Origin of the sequence: Citrobacter sp. CK180, assembly GCF_030333655.1 — a bacterium.
Taxonomy (GTDB): Bacteria; Pseudomonadota; Gammaproteobacteria; order Enterobacterales; family Enterobacteriaceae; genus Citrobacter_B; species Citrobacter_B koseri.
Map to the genome: position 1 here is coordinate 393068 of NZ_JAOWFM010000054.1, position 19767 is coordinate 412834.

Genomic DNA, 19767 nt, shown 5'->3' on the forward strand with positions numbered 1-19767 from the left:
AACGACCGCCCTCTCCCTGAACGGGGAGAGGGTTTTTATGAGAAACCATGCGAACCACTTACACCCCCCTCTCTTTTTCCCGCCACAAACTTCATCTTATCGGGTTCGATATCGATAGCTTCCACGAACACGATCTGCTCTGGTTGCCGCACCATGCGCAGCTGCTTCCCGCCGGGCGAAAACGTCAGGCTGAACATTTAGCGGGACGTCTCGCCGCGTTTCATGCTCTGACTGAATATGGGCACAAAACCGTACCCGCTATCGGCGATAAACGGCAGCCCTTGTGGCCGGAAGGTCTGTTCGGCAGTATCAGCCACAGCGCCGCCACGGCGCTGGCAGTCGTCTCCCTCACTCCGGTAGGGGTTGATATCGAAGCAATCTTCACGCCTCAAACAGCAGCAGAACTCACCAGCAGTATCGTCGATAACGATGAACAACGCGTTTTACAGCGCAGTTCTCTCCCTTTTCCGCTCGCGTTAACCCTGGCGTTTTCTGCCAAAGAGAGCGTCTATAAAGCGTTCTCCGATCGCGCGGCAACGTTACCGGGTTTTGCCAGCGCCAGGATCGTTTCAGTGACGAAAACACATTTAACCATGCAAATGACGTCGGCGTTTTCGCCGCAGCTTGCTGATTGCACAGTGGATATTTCGTGGCGTGAGTACGACGGTCAGGTCATTACGCTCTGCGCGTCCGCCCTGTAGAATTTGCCCGCAGCCATTGCTGACTGCGGAGCACAAGCATTGCCATAAAAGCGTATTTCGTCAGCATATATCGCCTCCATGCGAAGAAGAGACTAACAAGCCGAATTGTCGTGTTCGGGTTGTTAGCCTCAAGGTTGACGGAACTATTTTCAGAAAACGTGAGATCCGCTTACATTCCCGGGAACAACACCCCGTTGCCAGGCGCTTCACGATCCAGATGAATAAAGTTCAGATGACGTTCATACTGATCGAGAATGTCCGTAATCACCTGCTCTTTGCTGTAGTCCATCAGGTCATTTCCCTGGCTTCCTTCCAGCAGGAACGTTTCCAGCCGGTAATAGCTCGACTTGCCGCTGCGCGCCCGGTAGGTAAAGCCGGGGATTGCGTACTGCTGCGGCCAGATCTGATAGATAAAGTTGCGCTCATCGCCCATGTGAACCCGCAAATCCAGATGGCCAAGGTTTTCCCCTTCCTGCGGCGGCATACTTTTCAGCTCCACCGATGCGCCGCGCAGTTGCAGCTCATGGGCGACCTCTTCCATTGCCGGGAAACATACCTTCTCCATCATTTCGCGGGTATAGCGCGTTCCCGGGTAGTTCATCAGGCGCGACAGTCGTTTTTTCCAGCTCAGCCGGTCCTGCACGCCCATCGGACGCGGCGCGGTATGACGACTGGCGCTTTCCCGACGATAATCTTCAACTTTCAATGACTTATACAATCCCGCCATAATGAAGAAGATCACAAAACTAAACGGCAGCCCCATGATCACCGTCGTATTTTGCAGCGCTGAAATCCCGTTGGTCATCAGCATCCCCAGCGTCAGCAGGCCAATCGCTACCGACCAGAAAACACGCAGCCAGGCTGGCGCATCGCTGTTGATGTCTTTCAGTTTTGAGGTGAAATTGCCCAGTACCAGCGCACCGGAGTCCGCCGATGTCACGTAGAACAACAGACCGGTGATTGTGGCGACAGACGCGCTGAAGGTGAAGGCCGGATACTGTGCCAGCAGGCTATAAAAGCCGCGCTCAGGGTGCGCCATCGCTTCTTCGGCAAAACCGGCATCGCCATGAATGATTTCATACAGCGCGCTATTGCCAAACACCGACAGCCACAGCAGGGTGAAAGTGAACGGGATAATCAACGTACCGAAGACAAACTGGCGAATGGTGCGGCCACGCGAAATACGCGCCAGGAACAGCCCGACAAACGGCGACCACGCAACCCACCACGCCCAGAAAAAGAGCGTCCAGTTGTTCATCCACTCAACCGGCCTGTCGAACGCAAAGCTGTTCAACGTCATCCCCATAAAGCGGTTAACGTAGTCGCCCACATTCAGCACCAGCGCATTGAGCAGGAATGAGGTGTCCCCCATAAACAGCACAAAGAGGATCAACCCCAGCGCCAGCAGCACATTCAGCTCCGACAGAACCCGAATGCCTTTGTCCACGCCAGAAGTCACCGAGATCGTGGCGATCACCACCGACAGCACAATCAGCGCCGCTTTGGCCGCCATTGAATCCGGGATATCAAACAGCACGCTCAGACCGTAGTTGAGCTGCACCACACCAATCCCCAGCGTCGTGGCGATACCAAAGATGGTGCCGATAACTGCGGCAATATCTACGCTATGCCCAATCGGCCCGTTGATGCGCTTACCGAAGATCGGATAGAGCGCTGAGCGAATGGTCAACGGCAGGTTATAGCGATAGCTAAAGTAGCCAAGCGCCATCCCCATTAACGCATACATCGACCAACCGGTCAGGCCGTAGTGAAACAGCGTCCAGACCATCGACTGGCGGGCGGCTTCAATGGTCTGCCCTGCGCCTTCCGGCGGCTGCATATATTGGGTGACGGGCTCCGCCACCGAGAAGAACATCAGGTCGATGCCAATCCCGGCGGCGAAAAGCATTGCCGCCCAGCTTAGCAGACTAAATTCCGGCTTCGACTGCTCAGGCCCGAGCTTGACGGAACCGAAACGCGAGCAGGCAATGAATATGACAAAAACGATATAGAGCGTGGCGGCCAGCAGATAGTACCAGCCAAACGTTCTGGAGACCCAGTTCAGCGTGCGGCCGATCCAGACTGCGGAGAAATCACTAAAAAAAATGGTCGTCAGGGAAAACAACAAAATCAGTCCGGCAGACGTATAAAACACGACGGGATTGATTTTGTCCTTTTCTCTGTTCTGAGCAAGGTTCGTCATCGATTACCTCTGATTAAGTAACGGTGACTACTCTGTCGAGCAGCTAACTTTTTGAGATTCTGTAAGGCGATGGCATTTTTAACAGATTTGCAAAAATAGCCTTATTAACAGAAATGATGATATTTTCAATTTATTGTTTTTATTAAGTTTATCTAATACCCCATTACATTCTCCTTACCTGTTAACCGCCAAATTGATAACAATTAAGACACATTTTATATTGAACGTCCAATCAAAAAACGGTTTAATACATAACCATAACTGATGACTGGAGCGATAAAAATGCCCAAAGTGGGGATGCAAACCCTTCGTCGCAGGCAACTGATTGACGCCACCCTGGAGGCCATTAATGAAGTCGGAATGCATGACGCAACCATTGCGCAAATAGCCCGACGAGCAGGCGTGTCGACCGGCATCATCAGTCACTATTTCAAGGATAAAAATGGATTGCTGGAAGCGACGATGCGCGACATCACCAGCCAGCTTCGCTATGCCGTCCTGCGTCGGTTGCACGCCCTTCCAGAGGCCAGCGCTGAATTGCGTTTGCGCGCCATCGTAGCGGGCAACTTTGACGACAGCCAGATAAGCCAGGCTGCGATGAAAGCCTGGCTCGCATTCTGGGCAAGCAGCATGCATCAGCCGATGCTCTACCGCCTGCAACAGGTCGCCAGCAAGCGGCTGCTGTCGAACATTGTGTACGAATTCAGACGCGAACTTCCGCGCCAGCAGGCTCAACAGGCCGGTTATGGCCTGGCGGCGCTTATCGATGGACTGTGGCTACGCGCCGCGCTGAGCGGAAAACCGTTTAATCTCAGTCTCGCTCAGGCGCTGACCACCCATTTCATCAGTCAGCATTTGCCGAACGCCACTGACTAACCGAGGAGAACTCATGCCCCGAATGGCAGAACAACAGCTTTATATTGATGGCGCATATACTGCCGCCACCAGCGGTCGCACCTTTGAGACGATCAATCCCGCTAACGGCGAGGTACTGGCTACCGTACAGGCCGCAGGCCGCGACGATGTCGATCGCGCCGTGAAAAGCGCGCAGCGCGGGCAAAAAATGTGGGCCGCGATGAGCGCAATGGCGCGCTCGCGAATCCTGCGTCGGGCAGTTGATATTCTGCGTGAACGCAATGACGAGCTGGCGCAACTGGAAACGCTCGATACCGGTAAACCACTGAGCGAAACCGCCAGCGTGGACATCGTCACCGGCGCAGACGTGCTTGAGTATTACGCCGGGCTGATCCCAGCCCTGGAAGGCAGCCAGATCCCGCTACGCGAGACGTCATTCGTCTACACCCGTCGCGAGCCGCTGGGCGTGGTGGCCGGGATCGGCGCATGGAACTACCCCATTCAAATCGCCCTGTGGAAATCCGCTCCGGCGCTGGCGGCAGGCAATGCCATGATCTTCAAACCCAGTGAAGTCACGCCGCTAACCGCGTTAAAACTGGCGGAAATCTACAGCGAAGCCGGTCTCCCGGACGGCGTGTTCAACGTGCTGCCAGGCACCGGCGCGGAAACAGGGCAGTTCCTGACGGAACATCCTGATATCGCCAAAATCTCCTTCACCGGCGGCGTCGCCAGCGGCAAGAAAGTGATGGCCAATTCAGCGGCTTCATCGCTGAAAGAGGTGACGATGGAGCTGGGCGGCAAATCACCGCTGATTATCTTTGACGACGCGGACCCCGACCTCGCGGCGGATATCGCCATGATGGCGAACTTCTTCAGCTCCGGCCAGGTCTGCACCAACGGCACGCGCGTATTCATTCCGGCGCACATGAAAAGCGCCTTCGAGCAAAAAATTCTGGCGCGCGTAAGCCGCATTCGCGCAGGCGATCTGTCTGACCCGGCAACCAATTTTGGCCCACTGGTGAGCTTCCCCCATCGCGACAACGTTCTGCGCTATATCGCCAGCGGAAAAGCGGAAGGCGCAACGCTGCTTTGCGGCGGCGACGTATTAAAAGGCGAGGCGTTTGATAACGGCGCCTGGGTCGCCCCCACCGTATTCACCGACTGCCGGGATGAGATGACCATCGTACGCGAAGAAATTTTCGGCCCGGTAATGTCCATTCTGACCTACGAAAACGAAGAAGAGGCGATCCGCCGCGCCAATAACACCGATTACGGACTGGCCGCCGGGGTAGTGACAGCCGATCTCAACCGCGCTCATCGCGCAATCCACCAGCTTGAAGCGGGAATCTGCTGGATCAATACCTGGGGGGAATCTCCTGCTGAAATGCCGGTCGGCGGCTACAAACATTCCGGTATTGGTCGCGAGAACGGCATCATGACGCTGCAAAGCTACACCCAGGTGAAGTCCATCCAGGTTGAGATGGGTCAGTTTCAATCCATATTTTAACCAGGAGGTTTGTTTGCATTTTGACTACATCATTATTGGCGCCGGTTCGGCGGGCAACGTACTGGCAACACGGCTGACCGAAGACAGCGACACCACCGTGTTGCTGCTGGAAGCGGGCGGCCCGGACTACCGTGCGGATTTCCGCACCCAGATGCCTGCTGCGTTGGCGTTTCCGCTACAGGGTAAACGTTATAACTGGGCGTATGAGACCGAACCGGAGCCGCATATGAACTACCGCCGCATGGAGTGCGGCCGTGGTAAAGGGCTGGGCGGCTCATCGCTGATTAACGGCATGTGTTACATTCGCGGCAACGCGATGGATCTCGACAACTGGGCGCAGGAGCCAGGCCTCGAACACTGGAGTTACCTCAACTGCCTGCCCTATTACCGCAAGGCGGAAACCCGTGATATCGGCCCCAACGACTACCACGGCGGCGACGGCCCGGTAAGCGTCGCCACGCCAAAGCACAATAACAACCCACTGTTCCATGCGATGATAGAAGCAGGCGTCCAGGCGGGATATCCACGTACCGACGACCTCAACGGCTATCAGCAGGAGGGGTTTGGGCCGATGGACAGAACCGTGACGCCGCAAGGACGACGCGCCAGTACGGCACGCGGGTATCTCGATCAGGCCAAAGGTCGGCCGAATCTGACCATCATCACCCATGCGCTGACCGACCATATTCTATTCGAAGGTAAAAAAGCGTCAGGCGTTGAGTGGCTGGAAGGCGACAGCACCATCCCGACCCGGGCGACGGCGCGTAAAGAGGTGTTGCTGTGCGCGGGCGCCATTGCGTCGCCGCAAATCCTGCAACGCTCCGGCGTGGGTGACGCATCGCTGCTGAAAGCGTTTGATATTCCGCTGGTGCACCACCAGCCGGGCGTGGGTGAAAACTTGCAGGACCATCTGGAGATGTATCTACAGTATGAGTGCAAAGAACCCGTCTCTCTCTACCCGGCGTTGCAATGGTGGAACCAGCCGAAAATTGGCGCTGAGTGGTTATTTGGCGGCACCGGCGTGGGCGCCAGCAACCATTTTGAGGCAGGTGGATTTATCCGCAGCAGCGAAGCGTTTAGCTGGCCGAATATTCAGTATCACTTCCTGCCGGTGGCGATTAATTACAACGGCTCGAATGCGGTGAAAGAGCACGGTTTTCAGTGCCATGTCGGTTCAATGCGCTCACCCAGCCGTGGGCATGTGCACATTAAATCGCGCGATCCGCGCGAGCATCCGGCCATTCTGTTTAACTATATGTCTACCGGGCAGGACTGGCAGGAGTTCCGCGATGCCATACGCATCACGCGTGAAATCATCAACCAGCCTGCGCTGGACAAATACCGTGGACGCGAAATCAGCCCTGGCATTACGTGCCAGACCGACGAACAGCTGGATGCGTTTGTGCGCGACCACGCGGAGACCGCGTTTCATCCTTGCGGCACCTGCAAAATGGGTTACGACGAGATGGCGGTAGTCGACGGCGAAGGCCGGGTTCACGGCGTGGAAAATCTGCGCGTGGTGGACGCCTCCATTATGCCGCAAATTATCACCGGCAACCTGAACGCCACCACCATTATGATCGGCGAGAAGATGGCCGATGCGATTCGTGGCCGCGAACCGCTGGCAAAGAGCACCGCAAGCTATTACGTCGCAGGTGATGCGCCCGTGCGTCAGCCGCCGCTGCGTTAATCCCGCCTCTTTTTCCCGCTCTGCTGCTGAGCGGGAAAAGACCACGCCCCCCCTCCTCCTCCCTGACATCTATACTCAACGCAACGCCCTGACAAAAGAGAACGTTATGCCGCTACCCGATTTTCACGTTTCCGAACCGTTTACGCTGGGAATTGAACTGGCGGGGGCACGCACCCTTTTCAAAAGTGGCAGCGCCAGAAGGTGTGCGACAATGCGCGCTACCTGCGTACGCTGGAAAACTTCGGTTATCTGATTCAGTAGGCGACGATTTGCGTTACCCGGCGATATCCCGGACAATGGCTTTTTAACTCAAGTTTAACAATGCCATGAAACACCCGCTTGAATCGTTGATGACCGCTGCCGGCATCCTGCTGATGGCTTTTCTCTCCTGCCTGCTGCTGCCTGTGCCCTCGCCTGGCATGGTGCTGGCGCAAAAGCTGGTTGCGACCTTCCATTTAATGGATCTCAACCAGCTTTACACCCTGCTGTTTTGCCTGTGGTTTTTAACGCTTGGCGCTCTCGAATATTTCGTGATCCGTTTTATCTGGCGTCGCTGGTTTTCGCTGGCTGACTAAGCCGGTGAAATCCCGCATACCGTGAACCAGCGCTTCACACCACGCGGCGTAATCATGTCCGCTTGACCACGGATGGAAACTCACCGGATAGCCTTTTTCACGTAGTACCTGCGCAAATTCCAGCGTGTTGCGATAAATACCGCCGTCCGGGCCTTTGGTTTCAAAGCGGCCAGCCTGCAACCAGAAGCGGACAGGATAACGCGGCGAATTCTGGTACTGACGCGTCAGCCAGCTGGCCTCCTCGTCTTTTGGCGCCCACCAGTACGAACCGGATAAACTCAGCACGTTGCCGAACAGACGCGGATAGCGCAACGCGACCCAGGATGACGCCAGCCCGCCATAGCTGGAGCCCGCCAGCACCGTTTTTTGTCGTTGCGTAGTCACCCCCTGCTGACGCAGCCAGGGCAATAATTCATGCGCCATAAAGTCGGCAAAATCAGGGTTCGGCGGCAGCTCTTTCGCCCGTCTGGCGTGATCGAGCGTATCAATAAACACCACGTTTATCGGCGGCAGTTGATGGCGCGCGATCAGCCCATCCAGCACGCGATCGATATGATAATCATCAAGATACGTTTTGCCGTCAAACAGCATCAGCGTCCAGCGTGCCGGTTGCGCGCTGTGTGGGCGATAAATCGCAATTTCACGACTGTTGCCCAGACGTTCGCTGAACAATGTTTTGCGCGTAAGCGAACCGTAACGAACAGGCTGCGCGGTAGCTTGCGCAGAGCAAAAGCGCGCGGGACTCAGATCGAGAAGGGAAAACTGATTCCAGCGATCGGCATACTTCTCGCCAAGCGTCAGCGGGTTAAGCGGATCTCTCTGCGCGCTGACCAGAATCGCCCGCCGCTGATCGCGCGGCGAACCGTTCACCAGCGGAACATCCGGCGCCAGTTTATACTGCATTACCGTATCCGCAGGCACCACATAGCTGCGGAACCAGACGTCGGAATCGCCCAGGCGGAACAGGGGATCGTGATCGCCTGCCGGAGAACCGAGAATAAAAACGTTCTGCTTCGCACCGCGCCACAGAAACGTAACCCGCTTATGGCTGTCGTCAACCGGCTCCACCAGCGGCGTACCGTTGCGCTGTAGATCCTGCCAGAAATGAGCGGTTCCGGCGCCTGCCGCCAGCGCTTTTTCCAGTTGCTGCAAGGTTGGGCTGACGGGAGCGACGCGCTGTATTTTCGGCAGCGGCGTAGTCTCTTTCATCTGCCATGTAAACCGCCAGCGAGCGCCCTCATTACCGTGCAACACCAGCGAGGTGGCCTGTTGTACCGGCAAAGAAAACAACAGCTGATGCTCGCCATCGGCCGGGCCGCCTTCCAGTAAAGTACGGATGCGACGGTTCTGACCGTCCAGCAAACGAGCATCGGTAATCCCCGACAGGGTGGCCGAAACATAATTTTCACTCAGCGCGGGAAGCACAAAGCAGATCTCGCCGCTGGCATCAAATTTCCCCTGCTGCTCTCCCTGAACGGAGGGCGTCGAACACGGCATCGCCTGAGCCGACATCGTCCCCAGCCCAATCACCAAACCACTCCATGCCATCTTCATTAACGGTGCTTTCCTGATGAAATTTGTTAACAACGCTAATGCAAATGGTAATGATTTGCAATAACATCTGTCGCGTTTAATGAGGATGGCAGTCCGGTATTTGTCTGACAGGACGACCGGACAATTTCAGGTATGGCATAGAAAAGGATGCTAAATGATATTTAAAAATAACAAGATAATGCAACTCTGGGTTCTCAGTCTGGCGACCGTCAGTACGACGACGTTTGCCAAAACGCAGGAGGAGACCATTCTGGTGACGCAAGGCGTCAGCCAGGAACCCACTGCGCCGGTGAAGGGAATGGTGGCGACCAAAACCCTGTCGGCAACCAAAACCTCCGCGGAGCTGGTGAAAACGCCGCAGTCCGTCTCCGTCGTTACCCGCGACCAGATGGACGCGCTGGACGCCACCTCCGTCTCCCAGGCGCTGCGCTACACCGCCGGGGCATTTACGGAGTATCGCGGCTCATCCAACCGTAACGATGAAGTGTTTGTACGCGGCTTCAGCTACGTTCCTAAATTCCTTGATGGTCTGAGCTTTGGCGCAACGGCGTCATCGCAAACCGGCACCGTTGATCCGTGGCTGCTGGAGCGGGTAGAGCTGGTACGCGGCCCGGCTTCGGTTCTGTTTGGCCAGGTGAACCCCGGCGGGCTTATCAGCATGACCAGCAAACGCCCCACCAGCGAACCGATTCATAAGATTCAGTTCAGCACCGGTAATCGCGATCTGGCGGAAGGCGCATTTGATTTCGGCGGCCCGCTGAGCGATGACGGCCGGGTACTGTATCGCCTGAACGGGATCGCCCGCACTCAGCATAACCAGGTTGAAGACTATAAAGATTCGCGCGTCGCGATTGCTCCGGCTATCACCTGGTATCCAAACGATCAGACCCGTTTCACGCTGCTGACCAGCTACCAGAAAGATCCCGATGCGGGCTACCGTAACTTCCTGCCTGCTTACGGCACCGTCACCAGCGCCAACGGAAAATATATTCCGCTCGATTTTAACGTCAGCGATCCTGATTACGATCAGTCGTGGCGTGAGCAGACGATGGTGGGTTATGAGTTTGAACATCAGTTCAATGACATGATGACCTTCCGCCAGAACGCCCGCTATGCCAGCATCAAGCAAAAATACCGCTATCTGGTTTACTTCAACAGCAAACCGGAAAGCACGCTGCTCAGCCGTCGCGCCCAGCATGAGGAGCGCACGACCAATGAGTTTGGCATTGATAACCAACTGGAAGCACAGTTTGCGACCGCGCAGATGAACCATACGCTGCTCGGCGGGCTGGATTACAAGTCCAGCAACGACAAGCAACTGTTAATGCGCGGTTCCGGCTCGCAGTACGATATGGACTGGACGCACCCGGTTTATGGCGTAAACGTCGATGAAAGCACCTTCAGCACCGCCAGCCACGAACAGCAGAACCTCGATCAGATGGGCCTCTATTTGCAGGATCAGATGAGCTGGAACAACTGGGAGCTGCTGCTCTCCGGGCGCTATGACTGGACGGAAGTTCGCACCACCGATTACATCAACAGTGAGAAAACGCAGCAGAACGACAACAAGTTCACCTGGCGTACCGGCTTGCTGTATGCCTTTGATTTCGGCCTCTCGCCGTACATCAGCTACAGCACCTCGTATGAGCCTAATCTGCAAACCAACCGCGCGCCGGGCAGCGCGCCGTTTAAACCCACTACCGGTAAACAAACTGAAGTGGGCGTGAAGTATCAGCCGGTGGATAACACGCTGATGTCGCTGGCGTTATACGATCTCAAACAGAGCAATGTGTCCACTTACAACAGCACGCTGGGCTGGTTCGAAAACGCGGGGGAAGTGCGTTCCAAAGGCGTGGAAGCGGAAATTCACTCTTCACTGTGGGATAGCGTCAACCTGATTGGCTCGTATACCTACACGGATGCGGAAACCGTCAACACCACGGTAGCGGGTACGGAAGGGAAAACCCCTGCCCGTATTCCTGCCCACATGGCTTCCGCCTTCGCCAGTTATACCTTCCCTGGCGGCCCGCTGAAAAGCCTGACGACCGGCGTGGGCGTACGCTACATCGGCACCAGCTACGGCGATGCGAAAAACACCTTTAAAGTGCCGGCGGTGGATCTGTATGACGCGATGGTGAGCTACGAACTGGGAGAACTGAACAGCAGCCTGAAAGGCGCAGCCGTACAGTTTAATGTCAATAATATCGCCGATACGAAATACGTGGCCTCTTGCGCCAGCGACACCGCCTGCTTCTATGGCGTAGGTCGTACGGTTACGGCAACAGTGAGCTATTCCTGGTAAGAAAGATTCCCGGCAGCCAGGCGCTGCCGGGGAAACTCAGTGCGTACGGCTGTGATTCTCTTTACGGTAGGCACCCGGCGGCTGATTAAAGGTTCGGGTGAAGATCCGCGTAAAGGTCTGCTGCGAATCAAAACCGTACTTCAGGCAGATGTCATACACCCTTTGGTCGGTATCGCGTAAATCACGCGCCGCCAGCCGCAGCTTACGCTCCCGGATATAGCGCCCCAGACTCTCCCCTTTGTACTGCATAAACAGGCGTTGCAGATGCCATTTGGAGTACCCGGCGTGGCGGGCAATATCATCAATGCGCAACGGTTGATTTAAATTATCATCAATCCACTCGACAATAGTGTCGATTACCTGAGCGGAAATGGTCATCGTGCTCTCCCCCTCCGAAAAATAGTCGCTTATTCCCACCAGGCCGTAAACTGCTGGGTCGGATCGGCCAACATCACCGGTTCTCCCAGCGTCGGCGTCAGCAGACGGTAGCGTTTATGACGACTCGCCAGCGCCAGACGTTTATACGGATCGTCCCAGCTGTGTTTCGCCAGGACAAAACGCCCGGCATGACCGGGTAAAATCGCTTTTGCGCGCAGATCCTGCGCCGCCTGCGCGGTCTCTTCCGGCATCATGTGAATGTATCGCCAGTCCCGGTCGTACTGACCGTTTTCCATGATGGCCAGATCGACTGAGCCGAACTGTTCTCCAATCGCCTTAAAATGCGGCCCGTAACCGGAGTCCCCGCTGTAATAAACCTTCTGTTCAGGCGTCTCAAACATAAAACTCGCCCACAGCGTCTGGTTACGTTTGAGCCCCCGACCAGAAAAATGGCGCGCGGGCAGGACGTGGATCAGCAGCGCGTCATCGATCCTGACGGACTGGTTCCAGTCGCGCTCGTCGATAATCCCGCCATTCATGCCCCAGTAGCGCAAATGCGATCCCACACCCAGCGGCGTAATGACCCGCTTAATCTTCGGCATCAGCGCTTTGATGGTGGCGTAGTCCAGATGGTCATAGTGTTCGTGCGAGATGATCAGCAGGTCGATCTCCGGCATATTTTGCGCCGTCCAGGGGTAGTCTCCGGCAAAGGCTTTATTCAGAAACGAAAACGGCGCGGCATAGCTGCTGAATACCGGGTCGATCAGAATGCGTTTTCCCGCCAGTTGCAGATACCAGGAGGAATGGCCCAGCCAGATGAGCGTGTCCCGATCGCGCGGTACGCTGGCGAGATCGGTGTTTACCAGCGGCAACGGCTGGGCAGGCCGCGCGTTTTCACGTTTAGCGACCAGAAACTCCCACCATGCGGCGAGCATCCCCTTATCCCCGGTGTAACCGGGGGTGGGTAATTGATTATGAAACTGTCCATCACGATAGTGTGGAGACTGTTCCACCAGGCTCAGTTGAGCGCCCTGCGGCACCTGACCAAACCCGGCGTTAAGGACAAACGGCAGACTCGCTGTAGAAGCAATAAGCATAATAACAACCACACAAATTGTGAGACGCTTCATATCCTGATCCGAAAACGCGCCCCTTTCCGCTGGTTTGCGCGACTGTCACTTGATTATGAGTGAGTAAGCACTCATTATAGAAAGCGAAGGAATCTCGTCAAGATGATTTTCAATCTTTGACATTCACCGTTGCGGCGCTGCAAAGAGCGTGTTTCAATCGTGTTTTTTACATCATTAAGGGTAAAGTGTAGTGGCTCGTCCGAAGAGTGAAGACAAAAAACTGGCGTTACTGGAAGCCGCAACAAAAGCGATCGCGCAATCCGGCATTGCCGCCTCCACCGCCGTCATTGCTCGCAACGCAGGTGTTGCTGAGGGAACATTGTTTCGCTATTTCGCGACAAAAGATGACTTAATCAACGAGCTTTATCTGCATTTGAAGCAGGATCTCTGCCAGTCGATGATGGCGAATCTGGACCGTTCAATCACCGACACCAGAACCATGACGCACTTCATCTGGAACAGCTACATCAACTGGGGCCTAAACAACACTAACGGACACCGCACCATCCGCCAGCTTGCGGTTAGTGAGAAAATCACGAAAGAAACCGAGCAACTGGCGGACGATATGTTCCCGGAACTGCGCGATCTCTGCCATCGCTCGGTTCTGCCCATTTTCATGTCTGACGAATACCGCGCCTTTGGCGATGCCCTGTTCCTCACCCTGGCGGAAACCACGATGGAATTTGCCGCCCGCGATCCGGCCCACGCAAATGAGTACATCTCGCTGGGTTTTGAAGCAATGTGGCGCGCCCTCACCCGCGAGGAAAAATAATGGACGGCCAGACGCTGCATCATTGTGCGAAACGCATCGCGCTCGAACTGCCTTTCACCGAACACTGCTGGCCGTTCGGCCCGGAGTTCGATGTCTTTAAAGTCGGCGGCAAGATATTCATGATCGTTTCTGAACAACGCGGCCGTCGGTTTGTGAACCTGAAGTCCGATCCACAGAAATCCCTGTTAAATCAGCAGATTTACCGCAGTATTGAACCCGGTTACCACATGAACAAAAAACACTGGATTTCCGTTTACGCAGGAGACGATATCACACCGTCGCTGCTTGCCGACCTGATCGGCGACTCCTGGAATCTGGTGGTGGATGGTCTGGCTAAAAAAGATCAAAAGCGTCTGCGCCCCGCCTGATTTATCGTTGATATCGATAAGTGTTTTCGCACTTTTCTCTCTTATCTTTTATGCGCTAACCCTGTACCCTGCTGGCACGAAAACGCACCCGCAGGGTATTAAAAAACATCAGGAGTATTTATGGATATCGTTTCTGTCGCCTTAAAACGCTACTCCACTAAGGCGTTCGATCCCAGCAAACAACTGACCGCAGACGAAGCGGAAAAACTCAAAACATTGCTGCAATATAGCCCTTCCAGCACCAACTCTCAGCCGTGGCATTTCATCGTCGCCAGTACCGAAGAAGGGAAAGCGCGCGTTGCGAAATCCGCCGCCGGTAATTTCGTGTTTAACGAGCGCAAAATGCTGGATGCTTCCCATGTCGTCGTGTTTTGCGCAAAAACCGCAATGGACGACGCCTGGCTGGATCGCGTTGTCGATCAGGAAGATGCCGATGGCCGTTTTGCCACGCCGGAAGCCAAAGCGGCAAATAACAAAGGCCGTCGCTTTTTCGCGGATCTGCACCGCCGCGACCTGAAAGATGACGATCAGTGGATGGCGAAACAGGTATACCTGAACGTTGGCAACTTCCTGCTGGGCGTCGCCGCGATGGGTCTGGACGCCGTACCGATTGAAGGCTTCGACGCCGCGGTTCTTGACGCTGAATTTGGCCTGAAAGAGAAAGGTTATACCAGCCTGGTCGTGGTGCCTGTCGGCCATCACAGCGTAGAAGATTTTAATGCTGCGCTGCCGAAATCCCGCCTGCCGCAGGAAACCACCCTGACGGAAGTCTGATTTCTTGTTATGCCGGATGGCGGCTGCGCCTTATCCGGCCTACGGTGCACACGTTATTGTAGGCCCGGTAAGCGCAGCGCCACCGGGCATTATGCCGGATGGCGGCTGCGCCTTATCCGGCCTACGGAGCATACGTTATTGTAGGCCCGGTAAGCGTAGCGCCACCGGGCCTTTTACTGCTTATCCAGCCACGCCAGCGCCTGTTCTCCGGCCTCATCCATCGGTAAATACACCAACAACCGGGAGCCGTTACGCGGTGCGGAATACCAGTACATCTGCTGCAAACTAAAACGCCCTAACCGGGGATGGAGAAAATTCTTCACCTGGTTTTCCACGCCACGCACTTCATAACGCTGATGCCATAACGCTTCAAACTCAGAAGATGCGGCGAAAAAGCGCGCCAGTTTATTTTCCCACCCCGGATCGCCACGGTGTTCCGCCATTGCCGCACGGAAATAAGAGACAAACGTCGGCAGCACGTCGCGGTTTTCTATGCGGCTGCGCCAGGTTTCGTTGGTGAGGTAGAGGTAAATACAGTTGCGATCGTCATCCGGGATCGAGGCAAAATCCACGCCCATCAGCCGACAAAAACTCTCATTCCACGCCACAATATCAAAATTGGGTTTCTGAATGCTGGCTGGCTGCGGCATCAGGCTGTCAAGCATACGGCGGGTTCCCGCACTGATCCCCTCGCACACGGTGATCTGCGTCGATTCCGGCGGCGTCAGTCCGGCCAGTACAAACAGGTGTCGGGTTTCCAGCGGGCTGCATTGCAGCGCATTCGCAACGCCAACCAGTACCGACTCAGAGGGATTCACCTCCCGCCCCTGTTCCAGCCAGGTGTACCAGGTCACGCCAACTTCCGCCAGCATCGCCACCTCTTCGCGGCGCAGACCGGGCGTTCGCCGCCGACCGACGCGCGGCAGCCCCATACGTTGCGGATCGAGGCTTTCCCGCCGGGCGCGTAAAAATGCGCCGAGCTGCTTCCGGTTGTCTGCGGGTTGCATCACCGTGGGTTCACGTCGCGTCATCACCGTCATATTACCTCCAGCATGGTAGTACCAATACCAGTATAACCAGGAACTGGTACCCGTTTAATTCTTCAGTAATGCTACGTCCATCTGTTGAATGACGCAATGGAGTTACCATGAATACGTCAGTCGTTTCACTCAGTCGCACCGGGCTATCGCTCTTGCTGACAGGCCAAATGCTGCCGCTTATTGATACATCGATTACCAACGTCGCCCTGGAGTCCATCACCCGGTCTTTGCAGGCGACGACGACGCAACTGGAGTTAATTGTCGCCCTCTATGGGATAACGTTCGCGGTCTGTCTGGCGCTGGGGAGCAAGCTCGGCGATAACTACGGTCGCCGCCGCCTGTTTATGTGGGGAGTCGCATTCTTTGGCGTCGCCTCCCTGCTCTGCGGTCTGGCGAACTCTATTCACATGCTGCTGGGCGCCCGTATTTTGCAGGGGGCTGGCGCGGCGTTGATCGTGCCGCAAATTCTCGCCACGCTTCACGTCACGCTAAAAGGAAGCGCGCACGCAAAGGCCATCAGTTTATATGGCGGTATTGGCGGCATTGCCTTTATCGTCGGTCAAATGGGCGGTGGCTGGCTGGTCTCGGCGGATATCGCCGGGCTTGGCTGGCGCAACGCATTTTTTATTAATGTCCCGGTCTGCCTTCTGGTACTGGCATTCAGCCGCCGCCACGTTCCCGAAACGGCCAGCGAAACCCGCGCCGACATCGACTGGTTGGGCACCGTCTGTCTGGCCGCCATCCTCTGCTGCCTGCTTTTTCCTATGGCGCTGGGGCCAGAAACCGGCTGGCCCTGGCAGGCTCAGGCGGCGCTATTTGCCATTCTCCCGCTGGGATGGTGGATGCGTAAAAATGCGCTCCGGCAGGAGCTGCGCCACCAGCACCCGCTTCTGCCGCCGCGCCTGTTACGGCTGACCAGCATCCGTTTCGGCATTCTGATCGCATTGCTGTTTTTTAGCGCATGGTCGGGTTTTATGTTCTGTATGGCGCTGACTCTGCAAATGGGTCTGGGGATGGCGCCGTGGGAATCCGGCAACAGCTTTATCGCCCTCGGCGCGACCTATTTCATCTCGGCCTGCTACGCACCGCGATTGATTGCGCGCTACAGCATGGGGCGTATTCTGTTGATGGGTCTGGCGATTCAGATAGTCGGCTTAGCCGGGTTAATGATGACCTTCTGGCATTCGGGCATGCAAACATCCACCTTCGCGCTGGCGCCGGCAACGGCCCTGATAGGTTATGGACAGGCGCTGATCGTGAACAGCTTTTATCGTATCGGCATGCGCGATATCAGCACGCAGGATGCCGGAGCCGGAAGCGCCATTTTAAGCACGTTGCAGCAAGCCACATTGGGGCTTGGCCCGGCGGTGCTGGGGGCGTTATTTTTGCATCTGCAACACAATAGTCACGGCGATTATACGCAGTCGGTGATCGGTTTTCTGGCCGTCGAAGCCGCCATGATGCTCAGTCTGGTTCTGGCGACATTATGGTTTCGCCGCGCATTGAATATCAATGCAGCCCGCCCCTGTATGGCGTCAAAATAGCAAACCTGCATCGTGCAATTTGCATAATATCCGCACAGCGGTCATCATAGACCGCTGTTTATAAAGGAGACGTTATGCAGGAATTAATATCTCAGGTAGAAGAACTCGGGATCGAAATGAATCACACCACTTCGCTGGTGATGATTTTTGGCATTATTTTTCTCACTGCCATCATTGTGCATATTATTTTGCATTGGGTGGTGCTGCGAGCCTTTGAAAAGCGCGCCAGCGCCAGTTCACGCCTGTGGCTGCAAATCATTACCCAGAATAAATTATTTCACCGCCTGGCGTTTACGCTCCAGGGGATTATCGTCAATATTCAGGCTGTGCTCTGGCTACAAAAGGGGACTGAGGCGGCTGAGATATTAACCACCTGCGCACAGCTGTGGATCATGATGTATGCCCTGTTGTCCGTCTTTTCATTACTGGATGTTATTCTCAACCTGTCGCAAAAATTCCCGGCGGCGTCTCAGCTTCCGCTGAAAGGGATATTCCAGGGCATCAAACTCATCGGCGCCATTATCATCGGTATTCTGATGATCTCCCTGCTGATAGGTCAGTCTCCGGCCATTCTCATTAGCGGTCTCGGCGCGATGGCCGCCGTCTTAATGCTGGTGTTTAAAGACCCCATTCTCGGTCTGGTCGCGGGTATACAGCTTTCAGCGAACGATATGTTGAAGCTGGGCGACTGGCTGGAAATGCCGAAATACGGCGCGGACGGCGCGGTGATCGATATCGGCTTAACCACCGTGAAAGTGCGCAACTGGGATAATACCATTACCACCATCCCCACCTGGTCCCTGGTTTCGGACTCTTTCAAAAACTGGAGCGGCATGTCCGCCTCTGGCGGTCGCCGAATTAAACGCAGCATCAGTATCGACGCCACCAGCATTCATTTTCTTGATGAGGATGAGCAGCAGCGTTTATATAAAGCGCATTTGTTAAAGCCCTATTTAACCACCCGTCATCAGGAAATCCAGGAATGGAACCAACAGCAGACTGCGCCAGAATCCGTACTCAATCATCGTCGGATGACCAATATTGGCACTTTCCGCGCCTACCTGAATGAATATTTACGCCACCATCCGCGTATCCGCAAAGATATGACCATGATGGTACGCCAGCTTGCGCCGGACGATCAGGGTTTACCCATTGAGATTTACGCGTTTACCAATACCGTGGTGTGGCTGGAATATGAAAGTATTCAGGCCGATATTTTCGACCACATTTTTGCCGTGGTCGAAGAGTTTGGCTTACGGATTCACCAGTCCCCTACAGGAAACGATATTCGCGCGCTGTCCGGGGCGTTTCAGCGCTAATATTCAGGTACTGGCGCGGGAAATATAGCGCCAGTCCATCATCACCCTTTCGGTTGACGCATCCGGGTGTTCAATCCGGTTCAGCAGCAGCCCGACCGCTTTACGGCCAATATCGCGGGAAGGCTGCTCGATAGTGGTCAGCTGCGGGGAGACCATCTCCGCCAGCTCCGTACCGTCAAAACCCACGACGGCGATATCCTGCGGGATGCGCAATCCGGCGTTGGCAATGGCGCGCATGGCACCTGCCGCCAGGGTATCCGATACCGCAAAAACCGCATCCGGGCGCGTTTCTGCCGCCAGCAAAACGTCCATCGCCGCCATTCCGGCGCTGGAACTCAGTTCGCTGGCATACTCTACCGCCTGATAATCCAGAGACCAGGCATGAAGCGCCGCCTTATACCCCCGCTCCCTCAGACGCGCATATTTATAGCTTAAGTCATGGTTGATCAGCGCAATCCGCTGATACCCTTTTTCGACCAGATGGGAGATGACCGACTGTGCGGCATCAACGTCATTGATCCCCACACAGGAGACCGCGCCTTTATCGGCGTATTCCGCGCACTGCACCCACGGCGCATCGCCGATCATGGTGGTCAGCTCCGGTAATTTTGAAAACGCGTCCATAGTGATAATGCCATCGACAATTTTCCCCGAGAGCAGTTTCAGCGCCGATTTTGAACGCGCCATATCCGAGCCTGAATTACACAGCAGAATGCGATACCCGTTTTTCTCCGCCTCTTCTTCAATGCCCTTCACCACTTCTGCGCAAAAAGGGTTCGCAATATTTGAAACCATCACCAGAATCATTGAGCTACGCGCGGTGCGAAGCTGGCGCGCCAGCAGGTTGGGCTGATAGTTACTTTCCTTGATGGCTTGCAGCACGCGCTCGCGGTTTTTGGCTTTGACGGTATCACTGTTATTGAGCACGCGTGATACCGTCGCCACCGACACACCGGCGAGCTGGGCGATTTTTTGAATAGACATAACGGCGACACATCCTGCGGTTTGCGCTTTGTGTTGAGGCTACCATAAAATCGCCCTCCGGCGAACCGGGC

17 protein-coding genes and 1 pseudogene are annotated in these 19767 nt (G+C 55.4%); 12 read left to right on the forward strand and 6 right to left on the reverse strand.

What is annotated here, in order from left to right; all coding sequences use genetic code 11:
• Positions 1-47: 47 nt before the first annotated feature.
• Positions 48-701 carry an enterobactin synthase subunit EntD gene (gene entD, locus OGV50_RS18630; RefSeq protein WP_101743894.1) on the forward strand — a complete coding sequence of 218 codons (654 nt, stop codon included), beginning with the start codon at positions 48-50 and terminating at the stop codon, positions 699-701.
• Positions 702-870: 169 nt separating this feature from the next.
• Here entD and OGV50_RS18635 read toward each other — a convergent pair whose 3' ends face one another.
• Positions 871-2904 carry a choline transporter gene (locus OGV50_RS18635; RefSeq protein ID WP_047458253.1) on the reverse strand — a complete coding sequence of 678 codons (2034 nt, stop codon included), beginning with the start codon at positions 2902-2904 and terminating at the stop codon, positions 871-873.
• A 282-nt stretch (positions 2905-3186) separates the two neighbouring features.
• Between OGV50_RS18635 and betI the strand changes: the two genes are divergently transcribed.
• The 5 genes and pseudogenes from betI (at position 3187) to OGV50_RS18660 (ending at position 7531) form a co-directional block, all read left to right on the forward strand.
• Positions 3187-3780: a transcriptional regulator BetI gene (betI, locus tag OGV50_RS18640; RefSeq protein ID WP_024130562.1), complete on the forward strand. Its 594-nt coding sequence runs from the start codon at positions 3187-3189 to the stop codon at positions 3778-3780.
• A gap of 13 nt (positions 3781-3793) precedes the next feature.
• Positions 3794-5266, forward strand: a complete 1473-nt coding sequence (gene betB, locus OGV50_RS18645) for a betaine-aldehyde dehydrogenase (protein WP_058668742.1) — start codon at positions 3794-3796, stop codon at positions 5264-5266.
• A 13-nt stretch (positions 5267-5279) separates the two neighbouring features.
• The gene (gene betA, locus OGV50_RS18650) at positions 5280-6956 is read left to right on the forward strand and encodes a choline dehydrogenase (RefSeq protein ID WP_286488703.1); all 1677 of its coding nucleotides are present in this window, start codon (positions 5280-5282) and stop codon (positions 6954-6956) included.
• Positions 6957-7115: 159 nt separating this feature from the next.
• Positions 7116-7214 (forward strand): annotated as a pseudogene (locus tag OGV50_RS18655) (glutamate-cysteine ligase family protein); the annotation flags it as partial.
• Between the two features lie 68 nt (positions 7215-7282).
• Positions 7283-7531, forward strand: a complete 249-nt coding sequence (locus tag OGV50_RS18660; RefSeq protein WP_012133415.1) for a DUF1158 domain-containing protein — start codon at positions 7283-7285, stop codon at positions 7529-7531.
• Here the strand turns inward: OGV50_RS18660 and OGV50_RS18665 are convergent.
• Complete coding sequence (locus OGV50_RS18665; protein ID WP_112002148.1) at positions 7460-9085, reverse strand: alpha/beta hydrolase-fold protein; 1626 nt, start codon at positions 9083-9085, stop codon at positions 7460-7462. The genes OGV50_RS18660 and OGV50_RS18665 overlap by 72 nt on opposite strands.
• 157 nt (positions 9086-9242) lie before the next feature.
• Between OGV50_RS18665 and OGV50_RS18670 the strand changes: the two genes are divergently transcribed.
• Positions 9243-11387, forward strand: coding sequence for a TonB-dependent siderophore receptor (locus OGV50_RS18670; protein ID WP_286488709.1), 2145 nt, complete (start codon positions 9243-9245; stop codon positions 11385-11387).
• A gap of 36 nt (positions 11388-11423) precedes the next feature.
• Here OGV50_RS18670 and OGV50_RS18675 read toward each other — a convergent pair whose 3' ends face one another.
• Positions 11424-11765, reverse strand: coding sequence for a RamA family antibiotic efflux transcriptional regulator (locus tag OGV50_RS18675; protein ID WP_024130566.1), 342 nt, complete (start codon positions 11763-11765; stop codon positions 11424-11426).
• Between the two features lie 29 nt (positions 11766-11794).
• Positions 11795-12895 carry an MBL fold metallo-hydrolase gene (locus OGV50_RS18680; RefSeq protein WP_286488704.1) on the reverse strand — a complete coding sequence of 367 codons (1101 nt, stop codon included), beginning with the start codon at positions 12893-12895 and terminating at the stop codon, positions 11795-11797.
• Between the two features lie 190 nt (positions 12896-13085).
• Between OGV50_RS18680 and OGV50_RS18685 the strand changes: the two genes are divergently transcribed.
• The 3 genes from OGV50_RS18685 to nfsB all read left to right on the forward strand — a co-directional run bounded on the left by OGV50_RS18685 (position 13086) and on the right by nfsB (position 14809).
• On the forward strand, positions 13086-13667 hold the full coding sequence (locus OGV50_RS18685) for a TetR/AcrR family transcriptional regulator (RefSeq protein ID WP_012133421.1): 582 nt from the start codon (positions 13086-13088) through the stop codon (positions 13665-13667).
• Complete coding sequence (locus tag OGV50_RS18690; protein WP_012133422.1) at positions 13667-14035, forward strand: MmcQ/YjbR family DNA-binding protein; 369 nt, start codon at positions 13667-13669, stop codon at positions 14033-14035. The genes OGV50_RS18685 and OGV50_RS18690 overlap by 1 nt, the downstream gene beginning before the upstream one ends.
• A 120-nt stretch (positions 14036-14155) precedes the next feature.
• Positions 14156-14809, forward strand: a complete 654-nt coding sequence (nfsB, locus tag OGV50_RS18695) for an oxygen-insensitive NAD(P)H nitroreductase (RefSeq protein WP_047458272.1) — start codon at positions 14156-14158, stop codon at positions 14807-14809.
• A 173-nt stretch (positions 14810-14982) separates the two neighbouring features.
• Here nfsB and OGV50_RS18700 read toward each other — a convergent pair whose 3' ends face one another.
• Positions 14983-15849, reverse strand: a complete 867-nt coding sequence (locus OGV50_RS18700; RefSeq protein WP_200091924.1) for a helix-turn-helix transcriptional regulator — start codon at positions 15847-15849, stop codon at positions 14983-14985.
• 107 nt (positions 15850-15956) lie between these two features.
• Between OGV50_RS18700 and OGV50_RS18705 the strand changes: the two genes are divergently transcribed.
• Both OGV50_RS18705 and OGV50_RS18710 read left to right on the forward strand, forming a co-directional pair.
• A complete protein-coding gene (locus OGV50_RS18705) occupies positions 15957-17393 on the forward strand; it encodes an MFS transporter (RefSeq protein WP_200091922.1) in 1437 nt (478 codons plus the stop codon).
• Positions 17394-17467: 74 nt separating this feature from the next.
• Positions 17468-18712, forward strand: coding sequence for a mechanosensitive ion channel family protein (locus OGV50_RS18710; protein ID WP_012133427.1), 1245 nt, complete (start codon positions 17468-17470; stop codon positions 18710-18712).
• Positions 18713-18715: 3 nt separating this feature from the next.
• Here OGV50_RS18710 and OGV50_RS18715 read toward each other — a convergent pair whose 3' ends face one another.
• Positions 18716-19696, reverse strand: coding sequence for a LacI family DNA-binding transcriptional regulator (locus OGV50_RS18715; protein WP_071259815.1), 981 nt, complete (start codon positions 19694-19696; stop codon positions 18716-18718).
• Positions 19697-19767 lie beyond the last annotated feature (71 nt).

Bases quoted from the DNA above. Each gene is read 5' to 3' on its own strand.
- entD (WP_101743894.1), top strand. From the start codon at position 48: ATGCGAACCACTTACACCCCCCTCTCTTTTTCCCGCCACAAACTTCAT.
- OGV50_RS18635 (WP_047458253.1), bottom strand. From the start codon at position 2,904: ATGACGAACCTTGCTCAGAACAGAGAAAAGGACAAAATCAATCCCGTC.
- betI (WP_024130562.1), top strand. From the start codon at position 3,187: ATGCCCAAAGTGGGGATGCAAACCCTTCGTCGCAGGCAACTGATTGAC.
- betB (WP_058668742.1), top strand. From the start codon at position 3,794: ATGCCCCGAATGGCAGAACAACAGCTTTATATTGATGGCGCATATACT.
- OGV50_RS18660 (WP_012133415.1), top strand. From the start codon at position 7,283: ATGAAACACCCGCTTGAATCGTTGATGACCGCTGCCGGCATCCTGCTG.
- OGV50_RS18665 (WP_112002148.1), bottom strand. From the start codon at position 9,085: ATGAAGATGGCATGGAGTGGTTTGGTGATTGGGCTGGGGACGATGTCG.
- OGV50_RS18675 (WP_024130566.1), bottom strand. From the start codon at position 11,765: ATGACCATTTCCGCTCAGGTAATCGACACTATTGTCGAGTGGATTGAT.
- OGV50_RS18680 (WP_286488704.1), bottom strand. From the start codon at position 12,895: ATGAAGCGTCTCACAATTTGTGTGGTTGTTATTATGCTTATTGCTTCT.
- OGV50_RS18690 (WP_012133422.1), top strand. From the start codon at position 13,667: ATGGACGGCCAGACGCTGCATCATTGTGCGAAACGCATCGCGCTCGAA.
- nfsB (WP_047458272.1), top strand. From the start codon at position 14,156: ATGGATATCGTTTCTGTCGCCTTAAAACGCTACTCCACTAAGGCGTTC.
- OGV50_RS18700 (WP_200091924.1), bottom strand. From the start codon at position 15,849: ATGACGGTGATGACGCGACGTGAACCCACGGTGATGCAACCCGCAGAC.
- OGV50_RS18705 (WP_200091922.1), top strand. From the start codon at position 15,957: ATGAATACGTCAGTCGTTTCACTCAGTCGCACCGGGCTATCGCTCTTG.
- OGV50_RS18710 (WP_012133427.1), top strand. From the start codon at position 17,468: ATGCAGGAATTAATATCTCAGGTAGAAGAACTCGGGATCGAAATGAAT.
- OGV50_RS18715 (WP_071259815.1), bottom strand. From the start codon at position 19,696: ATGTCTATTCAAAAAATCGCCCAGCTCGCCGGTGTGTCGGTGGCGACG.